18 protein-coding genes and 1 pseudogene are annotated in these 14,315 nt (G+C 69.3%); 9 read left to right on the plus strand and 10 right to left on the minus strand.

Annotation, left to right across the window (positions count from 1 at the left end; translation table 11 throughout):
- Window positions 1-182 precede the first annotated feature (182 nt).
- Entirely contained in the window at window positions 183-761 is a 579-nt protein-coding gene (locus G6021_RS01380) for a hemerythrin domain-containing protein (protein ID WP_182615401.1), read from the plus strand.
- Window positions 762-813: 52 nt separating this feature from the next.
- On the opposite strand, the gene G6021_RS01385 is transcribed toward G6021_RS01380, so the two are convergent.
- Window positions 814-1,182: a DUF202 domain-containing protein gene (locus G6021_RS01385; protein ID WP_182640268.1), complete on the minus strand. Its 369-nt coding sequence runs from the start codon at window positions 1,180-1,182 to the stop codon at window positions 814-816.
- Complete coding sequence (locus G6021_RS01390; protein WP_182640267.1) at window positions 1,179-1,562, minus strand: DUF202 domain-containing protein; 384 nt, start codon at window positions 1,560-1,562, stop codon at window positions 1,179-1,181. Before G6021_RS01390 ends, G6021_RS01385 begins: the two co-directional genes overlap by 4 nt.
- Window positions 1,563-1,634: 72 nt before the next feature.
- Between G6021_RS01390 and G6021_RS01395 the strand changes: the two genes are divergently transcribed.
- Complete coding sequence (locus G6021_RS01395) at window positions 1,635-2,612, plus strand: bile acid:sodium symporter family protein (RefSeq protein WP_182640266.1); 978 nt, start codon at window positions 1,635-1,637, stop codon at window positions 2,610-2,612.
- Window positions 2,613-2,675: 63 nt separating this feature from the next.
- On the opposite strand, the gene G6021_RS01400 is transcribed toward G6021_RS01395, so the two are convergent.
- The 3 genes from G6021_RS01400 to G6021_RS01410 form a co-directional block, all read right to left on the minus strand.
- Window positions 2,676-4,040, minus strand: coding sequence for an acetamidase/formamidase family protein (locus G6021_RS01400; protein WP_182640265.1), 1,365 nt, complete (start codon window positions 4,038-4,040; stop codon window positions 2,676-2,678).
- A gap of 150 nt (window positions 4,041-4,190) precedes the next feature.
- A complete protein-coding gene (locus G6021_RS01405; RefSeq protein WP_182640264.1) occupies window positions 4,191-5,042 on the minus strand; it encodes an alpha/beta hydrolase in 852 nt (283 codons plus the stop codon).
- Between the two features lie 19 nt (window positions 5,043-5,061).
- A complete protein-coding gene (locus tag G6021_RS01410) occupies window positions 5,062-5,763 on the minus strand; it encodes a type 1 glutamine amidotransferase domain-containing protein (protein WP_182638475.1) in 702 nt (233 codons plus the stop codon).
- A 357-nt stretch (window positions 5,764-6,120) separates the two neighbouring features.
- Between G6021_RS01410 and G6021_RS01415 the strand changes: the two genes are divergently transcribed.
- The 3 genes from G6021_RS01415 (at window position 6,121) to G6021_RS01425 (ending at window position 7,738) form a co-directional block, all read left to right on the plus strand.
- Window positions 6,121-6,285: a hypothetical protein gene (locus G6021_RS01415; protein WP_179523984.1), complete on the plus strand. Its 165-nt coding sequence runs from the start codon at window positions 6,121-6,123 to the stop codon at window positions 6,283-6,285.
- A gap of 518 nt (window positions 6,286-6,803) precedes the next feature.
- On the plus strand, window positions 6,804-7,094 hold the full coding sequence (locus tag G6021_RS01420) for a hypothetical protein (RefSeq protein WP_179523985.1): 291 nt from the start codon (window positions 6,804-6,806) through the stop codon (window positions 7,092-7,094).
- Between the two features lie 98 nt (window positions 7,095-7,192).
- Complete coding sequence (locus G6021_RS01425) at window positions 7,193-7,738, plus strand: GNAT family N-acetyltransferase (protein WP_179523986.1); 546 nt, start codon at window positions 7,193-7,195, stop codon at window positions 7,736-7,738.
- A gap of 1 nt (window position 7,739) precedes the next feature.
- Here the strand turns inward: G6021_RS01425 and G6021_RS01430 are convergent, their stop codons facing one another.
- Entirely contained in the window at window positions 7,740-8,192 is a 453-nt protein-coding gene (locus G6021_RS01430; protein ID WP_304816738.1) for a MarR family transcriptional regulator, read from the minus strand.
- Window positions 8,193-8,263: 71 nt separating this feature from the next.
- Between G6021_RS01430 and G6021_RS01435 the strand changes: the two genes are divergently transcribed.
- Window positions 8,264-9,508, plus strand: coding sequence for a cytochrome P450 (locus tag G6021_RS01435; RefSeq protein WP_347238894.1), 1,245 nt, complete (start codon window positions 8,264-8,266; stop codon window positions 9,506-9,508).
- A gap of 109 nt (window positions 9,509-9,617) precedes the next feature.
- On the opposite strand, the gene G6021_RS01440 is transcribed toward G6021_RS01435, so the two are convergent.
- The gene (locus tag G6021_RS01440) at window positions 9,618-9,968 is read right to left on the minus strand and encodes an AzlD domain-containing protein (protein WP_182640513.1); all 351 of its coding nucleotides are present in this window, start codon (window positions 9,966-9,968) and stop codon (window positions 9,618-9,620) included.
- Window positions 9,965-10,669 (minus strand): AzlC family ABC transporter permease, encoded by a 705-nt coding sequence (locus G6021_RS01445; protein WP_182640514.1) that lies wholly within the window; start codon window positions 10,667-10,669, stop codon window positions 9,965-9,967. Before G6021_RS01445 ends, G6021_RS01440 begins: the two co-directional genes overlap by 4 nt.
- Before the next feature lie 64 nt (window positions 10,670-10,733).
- Between G6021_RS01445 and G6021_RS17815 the strand changes: the two genes are divergently transcribed.
- Together G6021_RS17815 and G6021_RS01455 are read left to right on the plus strand one after the other, a co-directional pair.
- On the plus strand, window positions 10,734-11,609 hold the full coding sequence (locus tag G6021_RS17815) for a helix-turn-helix domain-containing protein (RefSeq protein ID WP_182640515.1): 876 nt from the start codon (window positions 10,734-10,736) through the stop codon (window positions 11,607-11,609).
- Complete coding sequence (locus G6021_RS01455; protein ID WP_182638473.1) at window positions 11,606-12,040, plus strand: VOC family protein; 435 nt, start codon at window positions 11,606-11,608, stop codon at window positions 12,038-12,040. The genes G6021_RS17815 and G6021_RS01455 overlap by 4 nt, the downstream gene beginning before the upstream one ends.
- Window positions 12,041-12,062: 22 nt before the next feature.
- Here the strand turns inward: G6021_RS01455 and G6021_RS01460 are convergent, their stop codons facing one another.
- Together G6021_RS01460 and G6021_RS01465 are read right to left on the minus strand one after the other, a co-directional pair.
- A complete protein-coding gene (locus tag G6021_RS01460; protein ID WP_347238895.1) occupies window positions 12,063-13,268 on the minus strand; it encodes an MFS transporter in 1,206 nt (401 codons plus the stop codon).
- A 77-nt stretch (window positions 13,269-13,345) separates the two neighbouring features.
- Window positions 13,346-13,978, minus strand: coding sequence for a YqgE/AlgH family protein (locus G6021_RS01465; protein ID WP_179523990.1), 633 nt, complete (start codon window positions 13,976-13,978; stop codon window positions 13,346-13,348).
- Window positions 13,979-14,051: 73 nt separating this feature from the next.
- Here G6021_RS01465 and G6021_RS01470 point away from each other — a divergent pair.
- Window positions 14,052-14,315 (plus strand): annotated as a pseudogene (locus G6021_RS01470) (hypothetical protein); the annotation flags it as partial.

Below are 14,315 nucleotides of genomic sequence, written 5' to 3' on the forward strand. Positions count from 1 at the left end.
CCTGCAGGGCATGTGCGAATCGGAGAGCGCCACCACCCGGTAGGGCAGCGCGGGGAGGCCTGTGTGGGGCCCGCGTGGGGGGCCCGGGTGGGGGCCCGCGTCCCGGCCCGACCGGTGGCCCGCTTCCCGCACGTTGCCTACGGTCAGAGGTCCATCCGACCCACACCGTGAAGGAGCTCGCCATGGCCCAGAAGTCCACGACAGAGTCCAACAAGGACGTCGTCGACATCCTCACCGCCGACCATCGCGAGATGATCGGGCTGATCGAGATGATCGAGGAGACCACCGACCCCAAGGAGCGCCGTTCGCTGGCCGACTCCGTGATCGCCGAGGTGACCCGGCACTCGGTGGCCGAGGAGTTGTTCGTCTACCCCGTCTACGAGCGCGAGGTCCCGGACGGCGGCGACGAGGTCGAGCACGACAAGGAAGAGCACCAGGAGATCGAAGAGGTGATGAAGGAGCTCGAGGGCCTGGACTCCGAGAGCGCCGAGTTCATCGCCACCGTGAAGCGCTTCAAGGAACTCCTCGATCACCACGCGGACGACGAGGAGAGCGACCAGTTCCCCAAGTTGCGGGCAGCCGTCTCCGCCGAGGATCTGGTCGACCTCGGTCGCAAGGTCGAGGCGGCCAAGGTGATCGCCCCCACCCGCCCGCACCCCGGTTCCCCGCACTCCGAGCTGTTCCACATGACGCTGGGGCCCGGTGTCGGCATGGTCGACCGGCTCCGCGACGCCCTGAGCGGTCGCCTCAAGAACACCTGATCCGACCCGGTCCTGGTCCGGGCGCGGGGGTCCGTACGGCTGGTCCGTACAGCTAGGACAGCACCCGGACCAGGACGGCGGTGAGCCCGCACGCGGCCATCACCAGCACCATCGCCACCAGGCCGACGTTGTAGCGGGCCTGGGTCTGCCGGACCTCACCGCCCCGGACGAAGCGCCCCACCCGTCGTTCGTGGTGCCGCTGCACCCTGAGCAGCGCCAGGAGCGGGACCACCAACAGCATCGAGAAGACGGCCGCCCACAGCCACGAGGTCTCCGCGATCAGCTTGGCCACGAGGATGATGTTGACGGTCACCACGGCCCAGGTCCGGGCCCACGACAGACTCGTTCGCTCGGACTGCAGCCCGGCGTCGGGCGGCGTGGCCTCGGGGCGCACCCCGATCCGGCGCCGCGGGGAGCTCATGCGAAGGTGCCTCCGAGGATCGCGACCAGGAGCAGGACAGCCCCGATCGCGATGCCCAGCACCAGCAGGATCGAGGCCTGCGGGACGGGCAGCGGATCATTGTGGCGCATGGAGGCCTCGATCCGGAGCCACCGACGGAACGACACGGTCGCCAGCAATGCCGCCATCACGAGCAGTACGCACGCCAGCGGGGTGCGGATGAACTCCGGGATCTCGTCGCCGGCGAAGGCCTCCATCGCCACGGCGCCGGCCATCAGGCCGAGGCTCGTCCGGATCCACGCCAGGAAGGTGCGCTCGTTGGCGAGCGTGAACCGCGGGTCCGGTTCCTCACCGTCCCGCAGCGACCTGGGCCGCCACCCCTGTCCTCCGCGCTCAGTCATCACCTGAGCCTATCGGCCGCCCCTGCGGGCCTCGTGCGGACCGCCCGCGGACCGGGGTGATGAAATGGGTCGATGAGCTTTCTGCGTCGCCTCCGGATCGAGCCGTTCATCCTCGCGATCCTGGCCGCCGTCGTGGTGGCGGCGGTGCTGCCGGCGACCGGAGGCGCGGCGACGGCGCTCGGGTGGGTCACCACCGTGGGGATCGCCGTCCTGTTCTTCCTCTACGGCGCGCGGTTGGAACCCCGGGAGCTGCTGGCCGGTGTGAAGCACTGGCGACTGCACTCGGTGGTCCTTGCCGCGACGTTCCTGCTGTTCCCCGCGTTCGGCCTGCTGGGCAGGTGGGCGCTCACACCGGTGCTCGGCGAGGCGCTGGCCACGGGGTTCCTGTTCCTGACGCTGGTGCCGTCCACCGTGCAGTCCTCGATCACCTTCGTGGCGATCGCCCGCGGTCACGTCAGTGCGGCCGTGGTCTCGGCGTCCGTGTCGAACCTGCTCGGGGTGTTCGTCACCCCCCTGCTGGTCTTCGCGTTGATGACCACGGATGGATCGGTGGTCATCACGTGGGACTCGGTCGGGGCGATCGCCCTGCAGCTGCTCCTGCCGTTCGTGCTGGGGCAGCTGCTGCGTCGCTGGGTCCTGCCCGTCACGCAGCGGATCAAGCGCCTGGCCCTGTTCGACAAGTCCGTGATCGTCCTGATCGTCTACTCCGCGTTCTCGGACGGGGTCGCCGACGGCATCTGGTCGATGGTCGGCCCCGCCCAGTTGACGTGGCTGATCGTCGCCTGCTGCGTCCTGCTGGGGGTCGTGCTGGGATTGACCGAACTGATCTCCCGCGCGCTGGGGTTCGAGGAGCGCGACAAGCGGGTCGTGCAGTTCTGCGGTTCCAAGAAGTCCCTGGCCACGGGCCTGCCCATGGCCGCGGTCCTGTTCGTCGGACAGCCGGTGGGTCTACTGGTCCTACCGCTGATGGTGTTCCACCAGATCCAGCTGATCGTCTGTGCGTGGCTGGCCGGGCGGTACGGGCGGGAGCAGGACGCGGCGGCGGAGTGAGGGGCGTGGGGTGAGGCGGCGCGGCGGCGGCGCCGATCACGACCCCACCGCGCCGCCCCGGCCTCAGGAGAAGTCAGCCTTGCGGATGAGCCCGTGCACCCCCACTGTCTGGTCCACCACCTGCGAGATCACGAAGTCTGTCGCGGCGGACAGGTAGGCGTACGCCACCTCGCGACTGACTCCCTGGTCCTGTTCGAGGAAATCGAGAGCGTTGACCACCGCGCGCCGCATCGCCCGGTTGAGGTCCCCGGTGATCACCTCTTCAGCCCGCCCGCGCTCGTCCGAGAGCCCGATCGGCACCCAGTGCTCCTCCGTTTCCCCGAACGGGTACCGGAAGGCGACACCGGGCGCGGTGCCGTCCCCCTCCTTGCAGACCGTCAGGCGGAAGGTTGCCCGGAGCGAGCCCTCCACGGCTGTCAGGGCCACCTCTCCGTGACCCTGCGCGAAGTGTGGGTCGCCAGCATAGAAGAGAGCGCCGTCCGCGGTCACCGGAACATAGAGCGCGGAACCTGCGCCCAGGTCGGCGACGTCCAGGTTACCGCCGGTGATCGTCGGCGGCACGGAGTGAGCGTCCTCGTCGTTCAGCGCGGTGGAGTCGACGGATGCCACGCCCACCATCCCCATGAACGGGTTGAGCGGGAACCTGATCTCCCTGTCCCCGTCGGACATCACGCCGTGGCCGTCCTCGATCCGGGTGAAGACCGAGACGTTGCCGTAGTCCATCGGGTTGCCACTGTCGCGTCCGTCCGTCTCGACGGGGGGCATGACCTCGTCGAGCGAGATGCCGTCAGGAGCCCGGTTTTCCCCGGTCAACCCCAACGCACCTCGTCCGTGCCGGTTGGACACCACTCCGTACGGCACCCGGGGGACGACACTGAGGGTCTCGATCTTGAGCACATCCCCGGGTTCCGCACCGTCCACGAACACCGGACCGGTGACCACATGGGGGCCGTCGGTGTCGAAATCGCGCTCTGTCCGCGTGTAGTCACGGGGGATCGCCACGACGTCCTCGAGGATGTCGGCCTCCGCGACCCCGTGTCCTCCGAAGAATTCCACCGGGTCCCTGCCCTGGTCCTCGAGGATCCCCTCGTGGCTCACGGTGTCGATCGTGACGGTCTCTCCGCTGGCCATCTCCAGGACCGGCTGGGCGTTCGTGCCCGGCAGGTACCCCCACAGCACCTCATCCGTCCTGGAAGGAAGGTAATGGTCACCCGGGATGTCCCCGGCGCCCGGGTGGAGCGGGCTCGACGGTGCCCGCATCCCGGTTGGGGTGGCCGAGGCACCGTTGTCATGGTTCGTCCCGCACCCCGCCACGGTTGCCGTGGCTCCGGCCGCGCCCAACGCGGTGGCGAGTTGAATGAATCGGCGTCGGCCCAGCCCCCGGGCCAGGCTGTCAGCGGCATCCCGGCCGAGTGCGTTCTGAGTCATCCGGTCTCCACCTCACGTTGGTTCACACGTTGGTTCGCGTCTCTAGATGGGGCGAGCCTACGAAGCGGACGTAAGGGGCGTTTTTCGTCAGTGTTACGGCCGTGGGTCCAGGCGAGGTCTCGTGCACCTACGGGTGCCGGCGGCCGGACCCTAGGAGCCGCTCTGACCCAGGAACCCGAGCACCGCCGCCGCCACCTCCGCGGGGCGTTCCTCCGGGGCGAAGTGGCCGCAGTCCTCGATCACGTGGAGCCCACTGCCCGGTATCGCCCGCTGCAACCTGTGGGCGCGGTCGAGGATCTGCCAGGTGTCGTCCGCACCCCAGATCAGCTGGACCGGGATCTCCCCCAGCGTGTGCAGCCGGTCGCTGATCTCCATGGTGTGCACGGGGTCGTAGTGCGCCGCCTGGTGCTGGAAGAAGCTCGGCTGGCCCACCGGTCCGCTGATGAAGTCCAGGTACGTCCGGAGCGCCTCGGGGTCGAAGCCCGCCGGATCGCTATGGGTCGACAGCAGCCACTCCCGGAAGTGCTCCCGGTGCTCGTCGTTGGGCCTCTTCGCCAACGCCTCCGGACCGTCGGCCATCTGCTGGCGGGTCCGTTCGGAGGGGTAACTGTCGAAGCTCACCACATCGATCAGTGTGAGGGTGCGTAGGCGCTCGGGGGACCTCACCCCAAAGCGCTGCGCGATCCCACCGCCGATGTCGTGCGCCACCAGGTGGAACGTGTCCAGGCCCCACTCGTCGAGCATCCCCTCGAGCACCGACACGTTGCCGGTGATCGACGTGTCGACGCCCGTGTCCCACGGTCGCTCCGAGAGCCCGTACCCCAGCAGGTCGAAGACGTGGGTGCGGTACCCGGCCTCGACGAGTCGGGGAACGACGTCGCGCCAGATGTACGACGACGACGGGGTCCCGTGCACCAGCACCACGGGTTCTCCGGCCCCGTCGACGCCGTGGGCGATGCGGTGGCCCTCGACGAGGGCGTGGCGGTCGACGACGTGGTTCATCACGAGCCGGTCAGACAGGTCAGCCGGCGAGATCGGTGACGAGCCGCTCGGCCAGTTCGGCGGACGACTGCGGGTTCTGACCGGTGTAGACGTTGCGGTCCACCACGACGTGCGAGCCCCACGGCTCGGCGGCCGAGGAGTATTCCGCACCCAGCTCGACCAGTTTGTTTTCGAGGAGCCAGGGAGCGTTGGCGGCCAGACCCACCTGCTCCTCCTCGACGTTGGAGAAACCGGTCATCCGGTAGCCGGCGAACGGCGAGGAGGCCGGGTCCTCGGACGCGGCGAGCACGGCGGCGGGGGCGTGGCAGAGCAGGGCCACGGGCGAGCCGGCGCTCACGCGCTCGGTCAGGATCGCCCCGGACGTCTGGTCGCGGGCCAGGTCCTCGAGCGGGCCGTGGCCGCCGGGGTAGAAGACCAGGTCGTACTCCGAGTGGTCCACGGACGCCAGGTCGACGGGCGAGTTCAGAACGGGGGCGAGCTGGTCGAGCGAGGCCTTGACCTTCTCGAGGGTCTGCGGATCGCCCGCCCCCTCGCCGAGGCTGGCCTGGTCGACCGTGGGCGCGCGGCCCCCGGGAGTGGCCACGGTGACGTTCCACCCGGCCCCGGTGAAGACCTCGTAGGGCGTGACGAACTCCTCGGCCCAGAACCCGGTGGGGTGCGCGGAGCCGTCCTTGAGGGTCCAGTGGTCGGCGGCGGACAGGATCATGAGGACGCTGGTCATGGCCGCGACCCTACGGAGGTCACGCTGAACCGCAACTGAACGCGTCCGGGGTGTTTCGGGTCACAGACGACGCGGGGTAAGCGAATGCTCTCCGGGTTCCCGAGCCCGTGATCTTCAGACGGCCCCCCGCCCTACCAGCAGCGATTCGAATGACAGCCATGTTGACGATGTATCAGCAGGTCAACGCGCCGGAACAGCGTTCCCATTCTTAGTCGACGAAGCAATTGAGCTCTGGTCGCCGTCTGCTTAATGTCTCCGGAGCGTATCGATAAAGAGGCGCATACCCCTACCCGATCCTCACGCACGGAGGCACATGTGGACCCCTTCTACGGAAGCATCTCGAGCCCACTTTGGGTAATGGCCAACGCCGCCTTGGCCGGTGTCATCAATATGATCCCGGGTGCCCAAGCGGCCTCGACCGATCTGTATCGCACTCAGTACGAGCTCGGCGTCGATGCAGGATTGCCTGCCTATCAACTGGAAGTCCTGAAAAACAATGCCATCGCCTGGGGCTGGTGGTGAGATGAACGGCCTTGGGCCGCGCCCTAAGGTCCTCTGGCTTGCCGCCGGTGCACTCTCGCTCGTAGGCATCACCTGCGGAGTTGCACTTGCCCACCTGACTCATGCCTCCCCCAATGCCGGTGAATCCGTGGCCGCTACCAGCGAGCTGTCCCAAGGTGGACTCAGCTCACCCCGACCCCCAGCTCAACCCTGGAATACAAGCGCGACTATGTCGGCCACGACATCGGTCGCGGCGCCCTCCAGCGAGGTGAACTTGCCGGACCAAGGCGTGTTAGTGCCCCCTCAGGCTGCACCTGCGCAAGTGGTCCAGGTCCCGATACCGCTGCCCCCGGTGCAAGCCAACCCGCCGAATCCTCCCGCGCCCGCACCTATGTCCGCTGCCCCTCTGGCTCCAGCGCCTGCTCCGTCGCCGCGTATCGAGGTTTCACTCATTCCGCTCAAACCCCAAGAACCAGTTCGACCTGGACAGCTCCAAGTCGGTTGACTACTGGCCACACCTGAAGAATGGAGACAAGACAATGGGCATTATCGAAGGTCTCGCTCTGATCGGCGCAGTCCTCCTCGGGCCAGCGGCCGCCGCCGCTGCGGCAATCGGTTTGACTCCGCCTTTGGTCGGAGGAATCGCACTGGGAGCGGGAACCGCCGCTGTAGTTGGGGGAGCGGGAGCCGCCGCCTCTGTGTCAAACCCGTTTGTGATGGATGGTGTTGAAAACGCCGCGTTTAAAGGCCACAACGATCTCGTCGCAGGATCAGCCAACTTACTCAATGGACTCCAGCTCCCCGGCATTCCGGAGTTCCACGTCAACTAAGCTTCCGCCGGTCTTCATTGCTTGCTCATTCATCGGCAACCCCGCTCCGGTCCGATACCGGTTGGGTCGCGGCAGGGTTACGGTGCTTGAATAGCGCGATGACCAGCGTGACCTATCTGCAGCAGACCGACGCGTCCTGGCTGCGCCCGGCTCGCCGCGCGGACCTGACGATCTCCCGGGTCTTCCCGGCCGAGCCCGCCTTCAACTCGCAGATGTACCGCGAGATCGGCGCCGACTGGAAGTGGACCGACCGACTCGACTGGTCGGACGGACGCTGGGCCTCGTACTGCGCGGACCCCTGCGTCACCACCTTCCGGGCGACCCGGGGCGGCGAGGTCGCCGGGTTCGCCGAGTTGCGCATGAGCCCGTGCGGGGACGAGCCGGGCTCGGGCCACGGGGACCCGGCCGACGGGGTCGATGTGGAGATCGTCTATTTCGGCCTGCTCCCCCGCTTCGCCGGCCTGGGACTCGGCGGATGGTTCCTCTCCGAGACCGTCCGGATCGCCTGGCAGGTCCCGGGGTGCCGCAGGGTCTGGCTGCACACGTGCGGGGACGACTCCCCGGCCGCGATCCCGAACTACCTGTCCCGCGGGTTCGTCGAGTACGCCCGGGAGGACACCGGCTGCGCGGCCTGCACGGCCTGACTCACTGCTGGGTCAGCCGGCTCAGTGACCGTCCACCCATTCGCGAGACCAGTTTCTCCGAGACGGCACCGAATGCCTGCAACTCGTCGTCGTCGAGCCCGTCGAACAGCCACTCCGCCAGCGCGACACGCGCCGACACGACCTCCTCGACGATCCGACGCGACTCGTCGGTGAGGTTGACCAGACGGACCCGCCGGTCGTCCGGCGGCATGGTCCGGACCACGTGTCCGCTGGCGACCAGCCCGTCGACGAGGGCGGTGACCTGGCGCGGCGAGCAGTCCAGGAAGGTCGCCAGCTCCACCTGCTTGCACTCGCCCTCGAGCCCCAGGACGAACAGCAACTCCAGTCGCGGCACCGTGAGGCCGTAGTTCGCCGCAGCGCGCTCGATCGAACCCGACATCTCCTCGGCCAGCATCAACGCGCGATCGAGAATCTCACTCCCAGACAGTGCCACGCGTATATAGTTACCACTATTCACCTTTCCCACACCTGCCGACCGGCGGTGGACGAGGCGCAGGAGACATCGTGAACGTGACCATCCCAGCAGGATTCGACTTCACCGACCCCGACCTGTTCGAGAAACGACTCCCGCACGAGGAGTGGCGCCAGCTGCGGCAGTCCGAGCCGATCCACCGGGTCGACAAGCGTCCCGGGTCCGACGGCTTCGACGACGACCACTACTGGCTCGTCACCAGGCACGCCGACGTCAAGGAGATCTCGCGCCTCACCGGCGAGCTGTTCTCCGCGGGGGAGAACACGATGATCCCGCGGTTCTCCGAGGGAACCGACCGCTCGATCATCGAGGCCCAGCGGTCGATGCTGGTCAACGAGGACGGCGAGATCCACAAGAAGCACCGCCGGATCATCTCGCGCGGCTTCACCCCCCGCGGCGTGGCCGGCATGCGCGACGAACTCGCCGACCGGGCGCGCAAGATCGTCACCGCCGCCGCCGAGTCGAACGCCGACGACTTCGTCACCGCCATCGCCTCCGAACTGCCACTCCAGGCCATCGCGGACCTGCTGGGCGTACCGCAGGAGGACCGCCACAAGATTTTCGAGTGGTCCAACATCATGACCAGCTACGACGCCGGCGGCGACCCCGACGCACCGGCCATCGCGTCCATGGAGCTCATCGGGTACGCGAACACCATGGCCGAGGACCGTGCCGCCAACCCGCGGGACGACATCGTGACCAAGCTCGTCCAGGCCGACGTCGACGGGGAGCACCTGTCGCCCGAGGAGTTCGGCTGGTTCGTCACCCTGCTGTCCGTGGCCGGCAACGAGACCACCCGCAATGCCACTACCCACGGCATGGTGGCCATGCTGGAGAACCCGGAACAGTGGGAGTTGTTCAAGCGCGAGCGCCCCGAGACCGCCTACGACGAGATCCTGCGGTGGGCCTCGCCGATCACCCAGTTCCAGCGGACCGCCATGGAGGACGTCGAGATCGGGGGCGTGTCCATCGCCAAGGGGGATCGCGTGCTGATCTGCTACGGGTCGGCGAACTTCGACGAGGACGTCTTCGACGACCCGTTCACGTTCAACATCCTCCGCGATCCGAACCCGCACGTGACCTTCGGCGGTCAGGGCCCTCACTACTGCCTCGGCGCCAACCTGGCGAAGATGCAGCTCGAGATCATCTTCAACGCCGTCGCCGACTATTTCCCCGACCTCACCGCACTGGGCGAACCCACGCGGCTGCGGTCCGGCTGGCTCAACGGCCTGACCGAGTGGAAGGTCGACCTGGGCACCTGTCCCGTGGCCCACTGACCTGACGGGAACGACCGGGCCGCCGTTGTTCTGCGGAGCCGCTCCTCCCGGTGAGCTCTGGCCTGCCCCCCTGCTCGCGCGGCAGTGCATCGGGGGACGCGCGGGGAGGTCAGCCCAGCCAGGCCCGCAGCAGCATGTAGGCCGCGGTACCCAGGATGATGCTCACCGCCGCCCGCCGAAACGCCAGGTGCACAGCCAGGGTGAGGGTCAGCGCTGCTCCGGCCGGCAGCCAGGAGCCGAGGTCGGCGGTGGTGCCGCGCAGGGTGTAGACCACCAGCACCACCATCACGCCGGCCGGCATCGTGCGGCCCAGGTAGCGCACGACCCGAGAGTCGCGGAGACGGGTGAGCGCGACGAACGGTGCAGCGCGCAGGGCCATCGTCACGACGAACATCACCCCCAGCCCGGCGAGCAGATAGCCGGCCCCGGGGACCGGGGCACCGGTCAACGGTGGGTTCATGCCGGTTCCCGACCCTCGCGGGTCGCCCACGCGTACCGCGCGATCAGCACGGCCACGAACGCGCACAGCCCCACGATCAGCATCTGCTCCGGGGCCAGCCACGCCGCCACCAGTCCGCACACCAGGCCGATCGCGGGGGCCGGCAGGTCTCCCGAGGCACGCCAGGCGTCCACCGCGAGGACGGCGAACAGCGCGGTCAGCGCGAACTGCAGACCGTCCAGCCCGGCGGGCAGAGCAGCCCCGACCAGCGCGCCGACGATTCCGGGGACCACCCACAACGTCTGGCAGGTGAGGGAGATGGTCACCGTCCGCGCCCCCGTCATCTCCTTGCGTCGCTTGGTGGCGGTGATCGCGTAGACCTCATCGGTGAGCGCATAGACGGCGTAGAGGCGGCCGAGACGCGAGCGGATGGCATCCAACGGGAAACTCAGCCCGTAGAAGACGTGGCGGAAATTGACCAGGAACGCCGCCGCGGCCAGCGAGTACAGGGGAGTGACCGCCGTGAGTAGTCCGATCGCCAGGAACTCCATGGACCCTGCGTAGATCACCACGGAGAACACCGGGGCCCACCACCACGCGAACCCCGCCTGCGTGAGCAGGACCCCGAAGGCCAGTCCCAGGGGGACCAGGCCGAGTCCGACTGTCGAGCAGTCGGCCAGACCCTTGCGGATCTCTGCGCTGGTAGAGGGGGGGGACGGCACGCGGAGCAGTGTAGCGACCGCGAGGGTCTGGCCACCCCCGACGGTTCGGGGCACACTCGGTGGCGTGAGCGTGCGCGAGGCCACTCGGCCGCCCGGGGTGAGGCGGCTCATCTCGAACGCCGTGGAGGGGACCGGCCCGCGGCCGCAGCGGCCACCACACCGGGGTCTGCCCTCCTCCACTTTGACCCTCGTCGTCGCCACGGACTCTCCGCTGCTGTGCTCGTACTCCTTCGCGGAGTGGGCCCGGCAGGAGGGGGTACGCCACGACGTGTGCCTCGGCGGGTTCCACACCCGACCCGTCCACCTGCACCGGCCGGACCGCGAGGAAGGCGTCCAGGTCGCGGTGCATCCCCTCGCCGCGCGGCGCCTGTTCGGGATGCCGGCGTCCGCTCTCTCCGAGCTCACGCACGAGGGCGAAGACGTCCTCGGTTCCCGGGTCCGGGCGCTTCACTCGCGGGTGGCCTCGGCACCCGCCCGTGACCGCGCCGACCTCGTGGCCGCGGGCCTGGCCTCGGCGGCGGACAGGTACGAACGCGTACCCGGTCCGCGCCGGGAGGTGGTGGGCGCGTGGCGACTGCTCGAGGCCTCCGGTGGTCGCATGCGGGTGTCCCGGGTGGCCTCGGAGGTCGGGGTGACGCCCCGCCACCTGTCGACGCTCTGCAGGGCCGAACTGGGGATCGGGACCAAGGCGCTCGCCGACCTGCTGCGCTTCGAGTCAACTCACTCGGCCCTGCGTGAGGCCGTCCGCAGGGCCTCGGGACCACGTCCGGACGGGCTCCGACTGGCCGACCTCGCCCACGACCACGGGTACGCCGACCACGCCCACCTCGACGCAGCCTATCGGCGGTACGCGGGCACGTCGCCGACGAACTGGATCGAGGAGGAGTTCCGAAACATCCAAGCCTGGCCGCCCGACCCCGGGGGAGACTCACCGGCATGAGTACACACGAACCCGGCGCCGAACCCGCGCCCACCGTCTGGCACTGCTTCCGCTGCACCGACTCCCGGGTCGTGATCGACTGGCTGGTCGAGGCCCTGGGCTTCGTCGAGACCGTCTCGCACACCGAGGGCGGGCGGATCGTCCATGCAGAACTGCTCTGGCCCGAGGGCGGAGGCGTCATGCTCGGGGACGGCGGGCGAGGGGACGACGACCCGCACGCCACACCACCCGGGACGGGTCTCGCCTACGTGGTGACGGCCGATTCCGACGCCGTCTACCAGCGCGCCCGGGCGGCGGGGGCCGAGATCGTCATGGAGATGCACGACACCGATTACGGTGACCACACCTTCTCCGCCCGAGACCCCGAGGGGAACGTGTGGTCGGTGGGGCAGTACCGGGGTCACCCGGCGCCCGGCGCGGCCACCGGGTGACGGCCGGGCACACCGGTCGGGATCACCGGACCCGGTCGGCGCGAGGCACGACGGGCACGGCCAGCGCGGCCACCAGCGCGGCCCCGGCGAAGACCGGCCCGTAACCCCACCGGTCGATTCCCGCCGCGAAGACCGGGGTGATCGCCGAGATCGCGAGGAACTGCGCGGTGTTCTGGACTCCGAGGGCCCGCCCGCTCCAATGGGGTCCGGCGTGTTCGGCGACCGCGGTGAAGGCGAGACCGTTGTCCGCCACGGACAGGACCGTCGCGATCACGGCGAGGGCCAAGGCGACGACACCGGGGGCCCCGAACACCTCCGCGGCAGCCAGGACCGCCAGGCCGACCGAGACCGACACGGCAACCGCGCGAAGCGGAGTCAGCCGCGAGCCCACGCGGTCGGAGATCACGCCGACGACGATGCGTCCGACCGCACCCAGCAGTTGCGCCACCGTCACGACCGCGCCGGCCGAGACGGGCGACCAGCCGTGCCCGAGGACCAACCACGCGAGCATGAACGACTGCATGAGCGCCTGGGGGAGTACGAGCAGCACCGAGACGCCGTGGATCCGGTGCAGGTAGCGCGACGCCCGGTACGGCGAGGTGGCGAGTGTGGTGGACCCGGGGTCGTGACGGTCCGGCCGGGGAGGATCGGTGACGACGACGAGCGCCGCGACCGCGGAGACCGCAGCCATGACCAGGGGGACCGCCAGCGCGGCCCGGAGACCCTGCGAGGCGGCCAGCGCCGGCATGGACATCGCCGCGACCGCCGCTCCGAGGGGTTGCGACATCTGCCGGACGCCCATCGCCATGCCCCGTCGACCAGCGGGGAACCATCCCACCACCAGTCGACCGCTCGCCGAGGCCGCCGATGCCGAGGCCGCTCCCGCGAGCAGGAAGCACACGCCGAGGAGGGTCAGTGACGGGGTGATGAGAGCGCCTGCCAGGGCGGCCGTGGTGAGAACGGATCCGCTCACCAGCACGAGCCGCTCTCCGGCGCGGTCGACGAGCCAGCCCCAGGCCACGAGAGTGAGTGCGGTCCCGACCGAGGGCATGGCCACGAGCGCACCTGCGGCGGGGAGCGACAGGCCGGCCACCGAGTGGAGGTAGGGGAGCAGGAAGGCCACACCGGCCACGAACGCCGAGGCGGAGGACGCGGCGAGCGTACCGACGCCGAGGATCGCCCACTGTCGTGGGCCCACCCGGGTCTCGCCGCTCGCTCCTGCGTCCACCAGCGGGAGAATACTCGCGGTCCTACTATCTGACTACTTCGTCTCACATAATGAGACACCCGACCGGTCGGGTCGGATCAGTTCACGTCCCCGTCGTTCACGAAGGTCGCGTAGAGGGGGAGAGGCATCTCCTGGCGACGCAGCACCGTTCCCCAGACGTCCACGTGCGCCGGCGCGAGCAGATCGCTCGGCAGGCTGGGGGCCACGTACCAGTCGCCGCGGTCGAGCTCTCCCTGCAACTGCCCGGGCGCCCAGCCGGTGTACCCCACGAACACGCGCATCCCCTCCACGGAGTCGCGGAGCAGGTCGGGTTCGCTGTCGAGGTCCACCACGTGGACCCTGCCCTCGATCTGCTGCAACCCCTGGTGCATCTCGCCGTCGACGCCCGACCCGAGCACCACCAGCGCGATCCCGGTGTCCGGCTTGACCGGGCCTCCGATGTGGAACACGGCCGGTGGCGCACACATCTCCGCCCAGCCGGGCAGGATCGTCTCGACCGGCGTGTCGCTCCGGCGGGTGATCACCACGCCGAGTGAACCGGAATGGTCGTGTTCGATCACGTAGATGATGGCGCGCCGGAAGTTGGGGTCCGGCATGTCCGGCGCCGCGATGAGCAGCGAGCCCGCGACGGGATCCCGCTTGTCCATCGCGTCATAGAGGCGGTCGCCGAAGAGGCCTCCGCCACTCAGATCGTCCGGTCCCGTGTCCATGTCCCCATGATGCCCGCGCCACCGCCCGCCCACATCCGCGTCCCCTCGATCGGGTCTCGCTACGGTGGCTCCCGTGACCTCCTTGTCCGCAGGACCGGCCGATCCGACGCGCGGGCGCCTGGCCACGGCGTTGCGCGAGTCCGACGGTCTCGGCCGCCTGTCCACCGCGCGCCTGGCCGCCCTGCTCAGCGAGGGGATCCACCAGGCCGCGCTCGGCGGGATCGTGCTCTTCAGCCCCGAGACCGCCACGACACCGGCGGCGATCGCGGGCGGGTTCGCCGTGATGCTGCTGCCGTACTCGATCGTGGGCCCGTTCGCCGCCGCCGCCCTGGACCGA

It is taken from the genome of Dietzia sp. CW19 (genome assembly GCF_014145265.1).
In the GTDB taxonomy this organism is placed as follows: domain Bacteria; phylum Actinomycetota; class Actinomycetes; order Mycobacteriales; family Mycobacteriaceae; genus Dietzia; species Dietzia natronolimnaea.

Bases quoted from the DNA above. Each gene is read 5' to 3' on its own strand.
- G6021_RS01465 (WP_179523990.1), bottom strand. From the start codon at position 13,978: ATGGACACGGGACCGGACGATCTGAGTGGCGGAGGCCTCTTCGGCGAC.
- G6021_RS01455 (WP_182638473.1), top strand. From the start codon at position 11,606: ATGAGTACACACGAACCCGGCGCCGAACCCGCGCCCACCGTCTGGCAC.
- G6021_RS01405 (WP_182640264.1), bottom strand. From the start codon at position 5,042: ATGAACCACGTCGTCGACCGCCACGCCCTCGTCGAGGGCCACCGCATC.
- G6021_RS01385 (WP_182640268.1), bottom strand. From the start codon at position 1,182: ATGAGCTCCCCGCGGCGCCGGATCGGGGTGCGCCCCGAGGCCACGCCG.
- G6021_RS01410 (WP_182638475.1), bottom strand. From the start codon at position 5,763: ATGACCAGCGTCCTCATGATCCTGTCCGCCGCCGACCACTGGACCCTC.
- G6021_RS01415 (WP_179523984.1), top strand. From the start codon at position 6,121: ATGGCCAACGCCGCCTTGGCCGGTGTCATCAATATGATCCCGGGTGCC.
- G6021_RS01380 (WP_182615401.1), top strand. From the start codon at position 183: ATGGCCCAGAAGTCCACGACAGAGTCCAACAAGGACGTCGTCGACATC.
- G6021_RS01395 (WP_182640266.1), top strand. From the start codon at position 1,635: ATGAGCTTTCTGCGTCGCCTCCGGATCGAGCCGTTCATCCTCGCGATC.
- G6021_RS01390 (WP_182640267.1), bottom strand. From the start codon at position 1,562: ATGACTGAGCGCGGAGGACAGGGGTGGCGGCCCAGGTCGCTGCGGGAC.
- G6021_RS01440 (WP_182640513.1), bottom strand. From the start codon at position 9,968: ATGAACCCACCGTTGACCGGTGCCCCGGTCCCCGGGGCCGGCTATCTG.
- G6021_RS01400 (WP_182640265.1), bottom strand. From the start codon at position 4,040: ATGACTCAGAACGCACTCGGCCGGGATGCCGCTGACAGCCTGGCCCGG.
- G6021_RS01425 (WP_179523986.1), top strand. From the start codon at position 7,193: ATGACCAGCGTGACCTATCTGCAGCAGACCGACGCGTCCTGGCTGCGC.
- G6021_RS01420 (WP_179523985.1), top strand. From the start codon at position 6,804: ATGGGCATTATCGAAGGTCTCGCTCTGATCGGCGCAGTCCTCCTCGGG.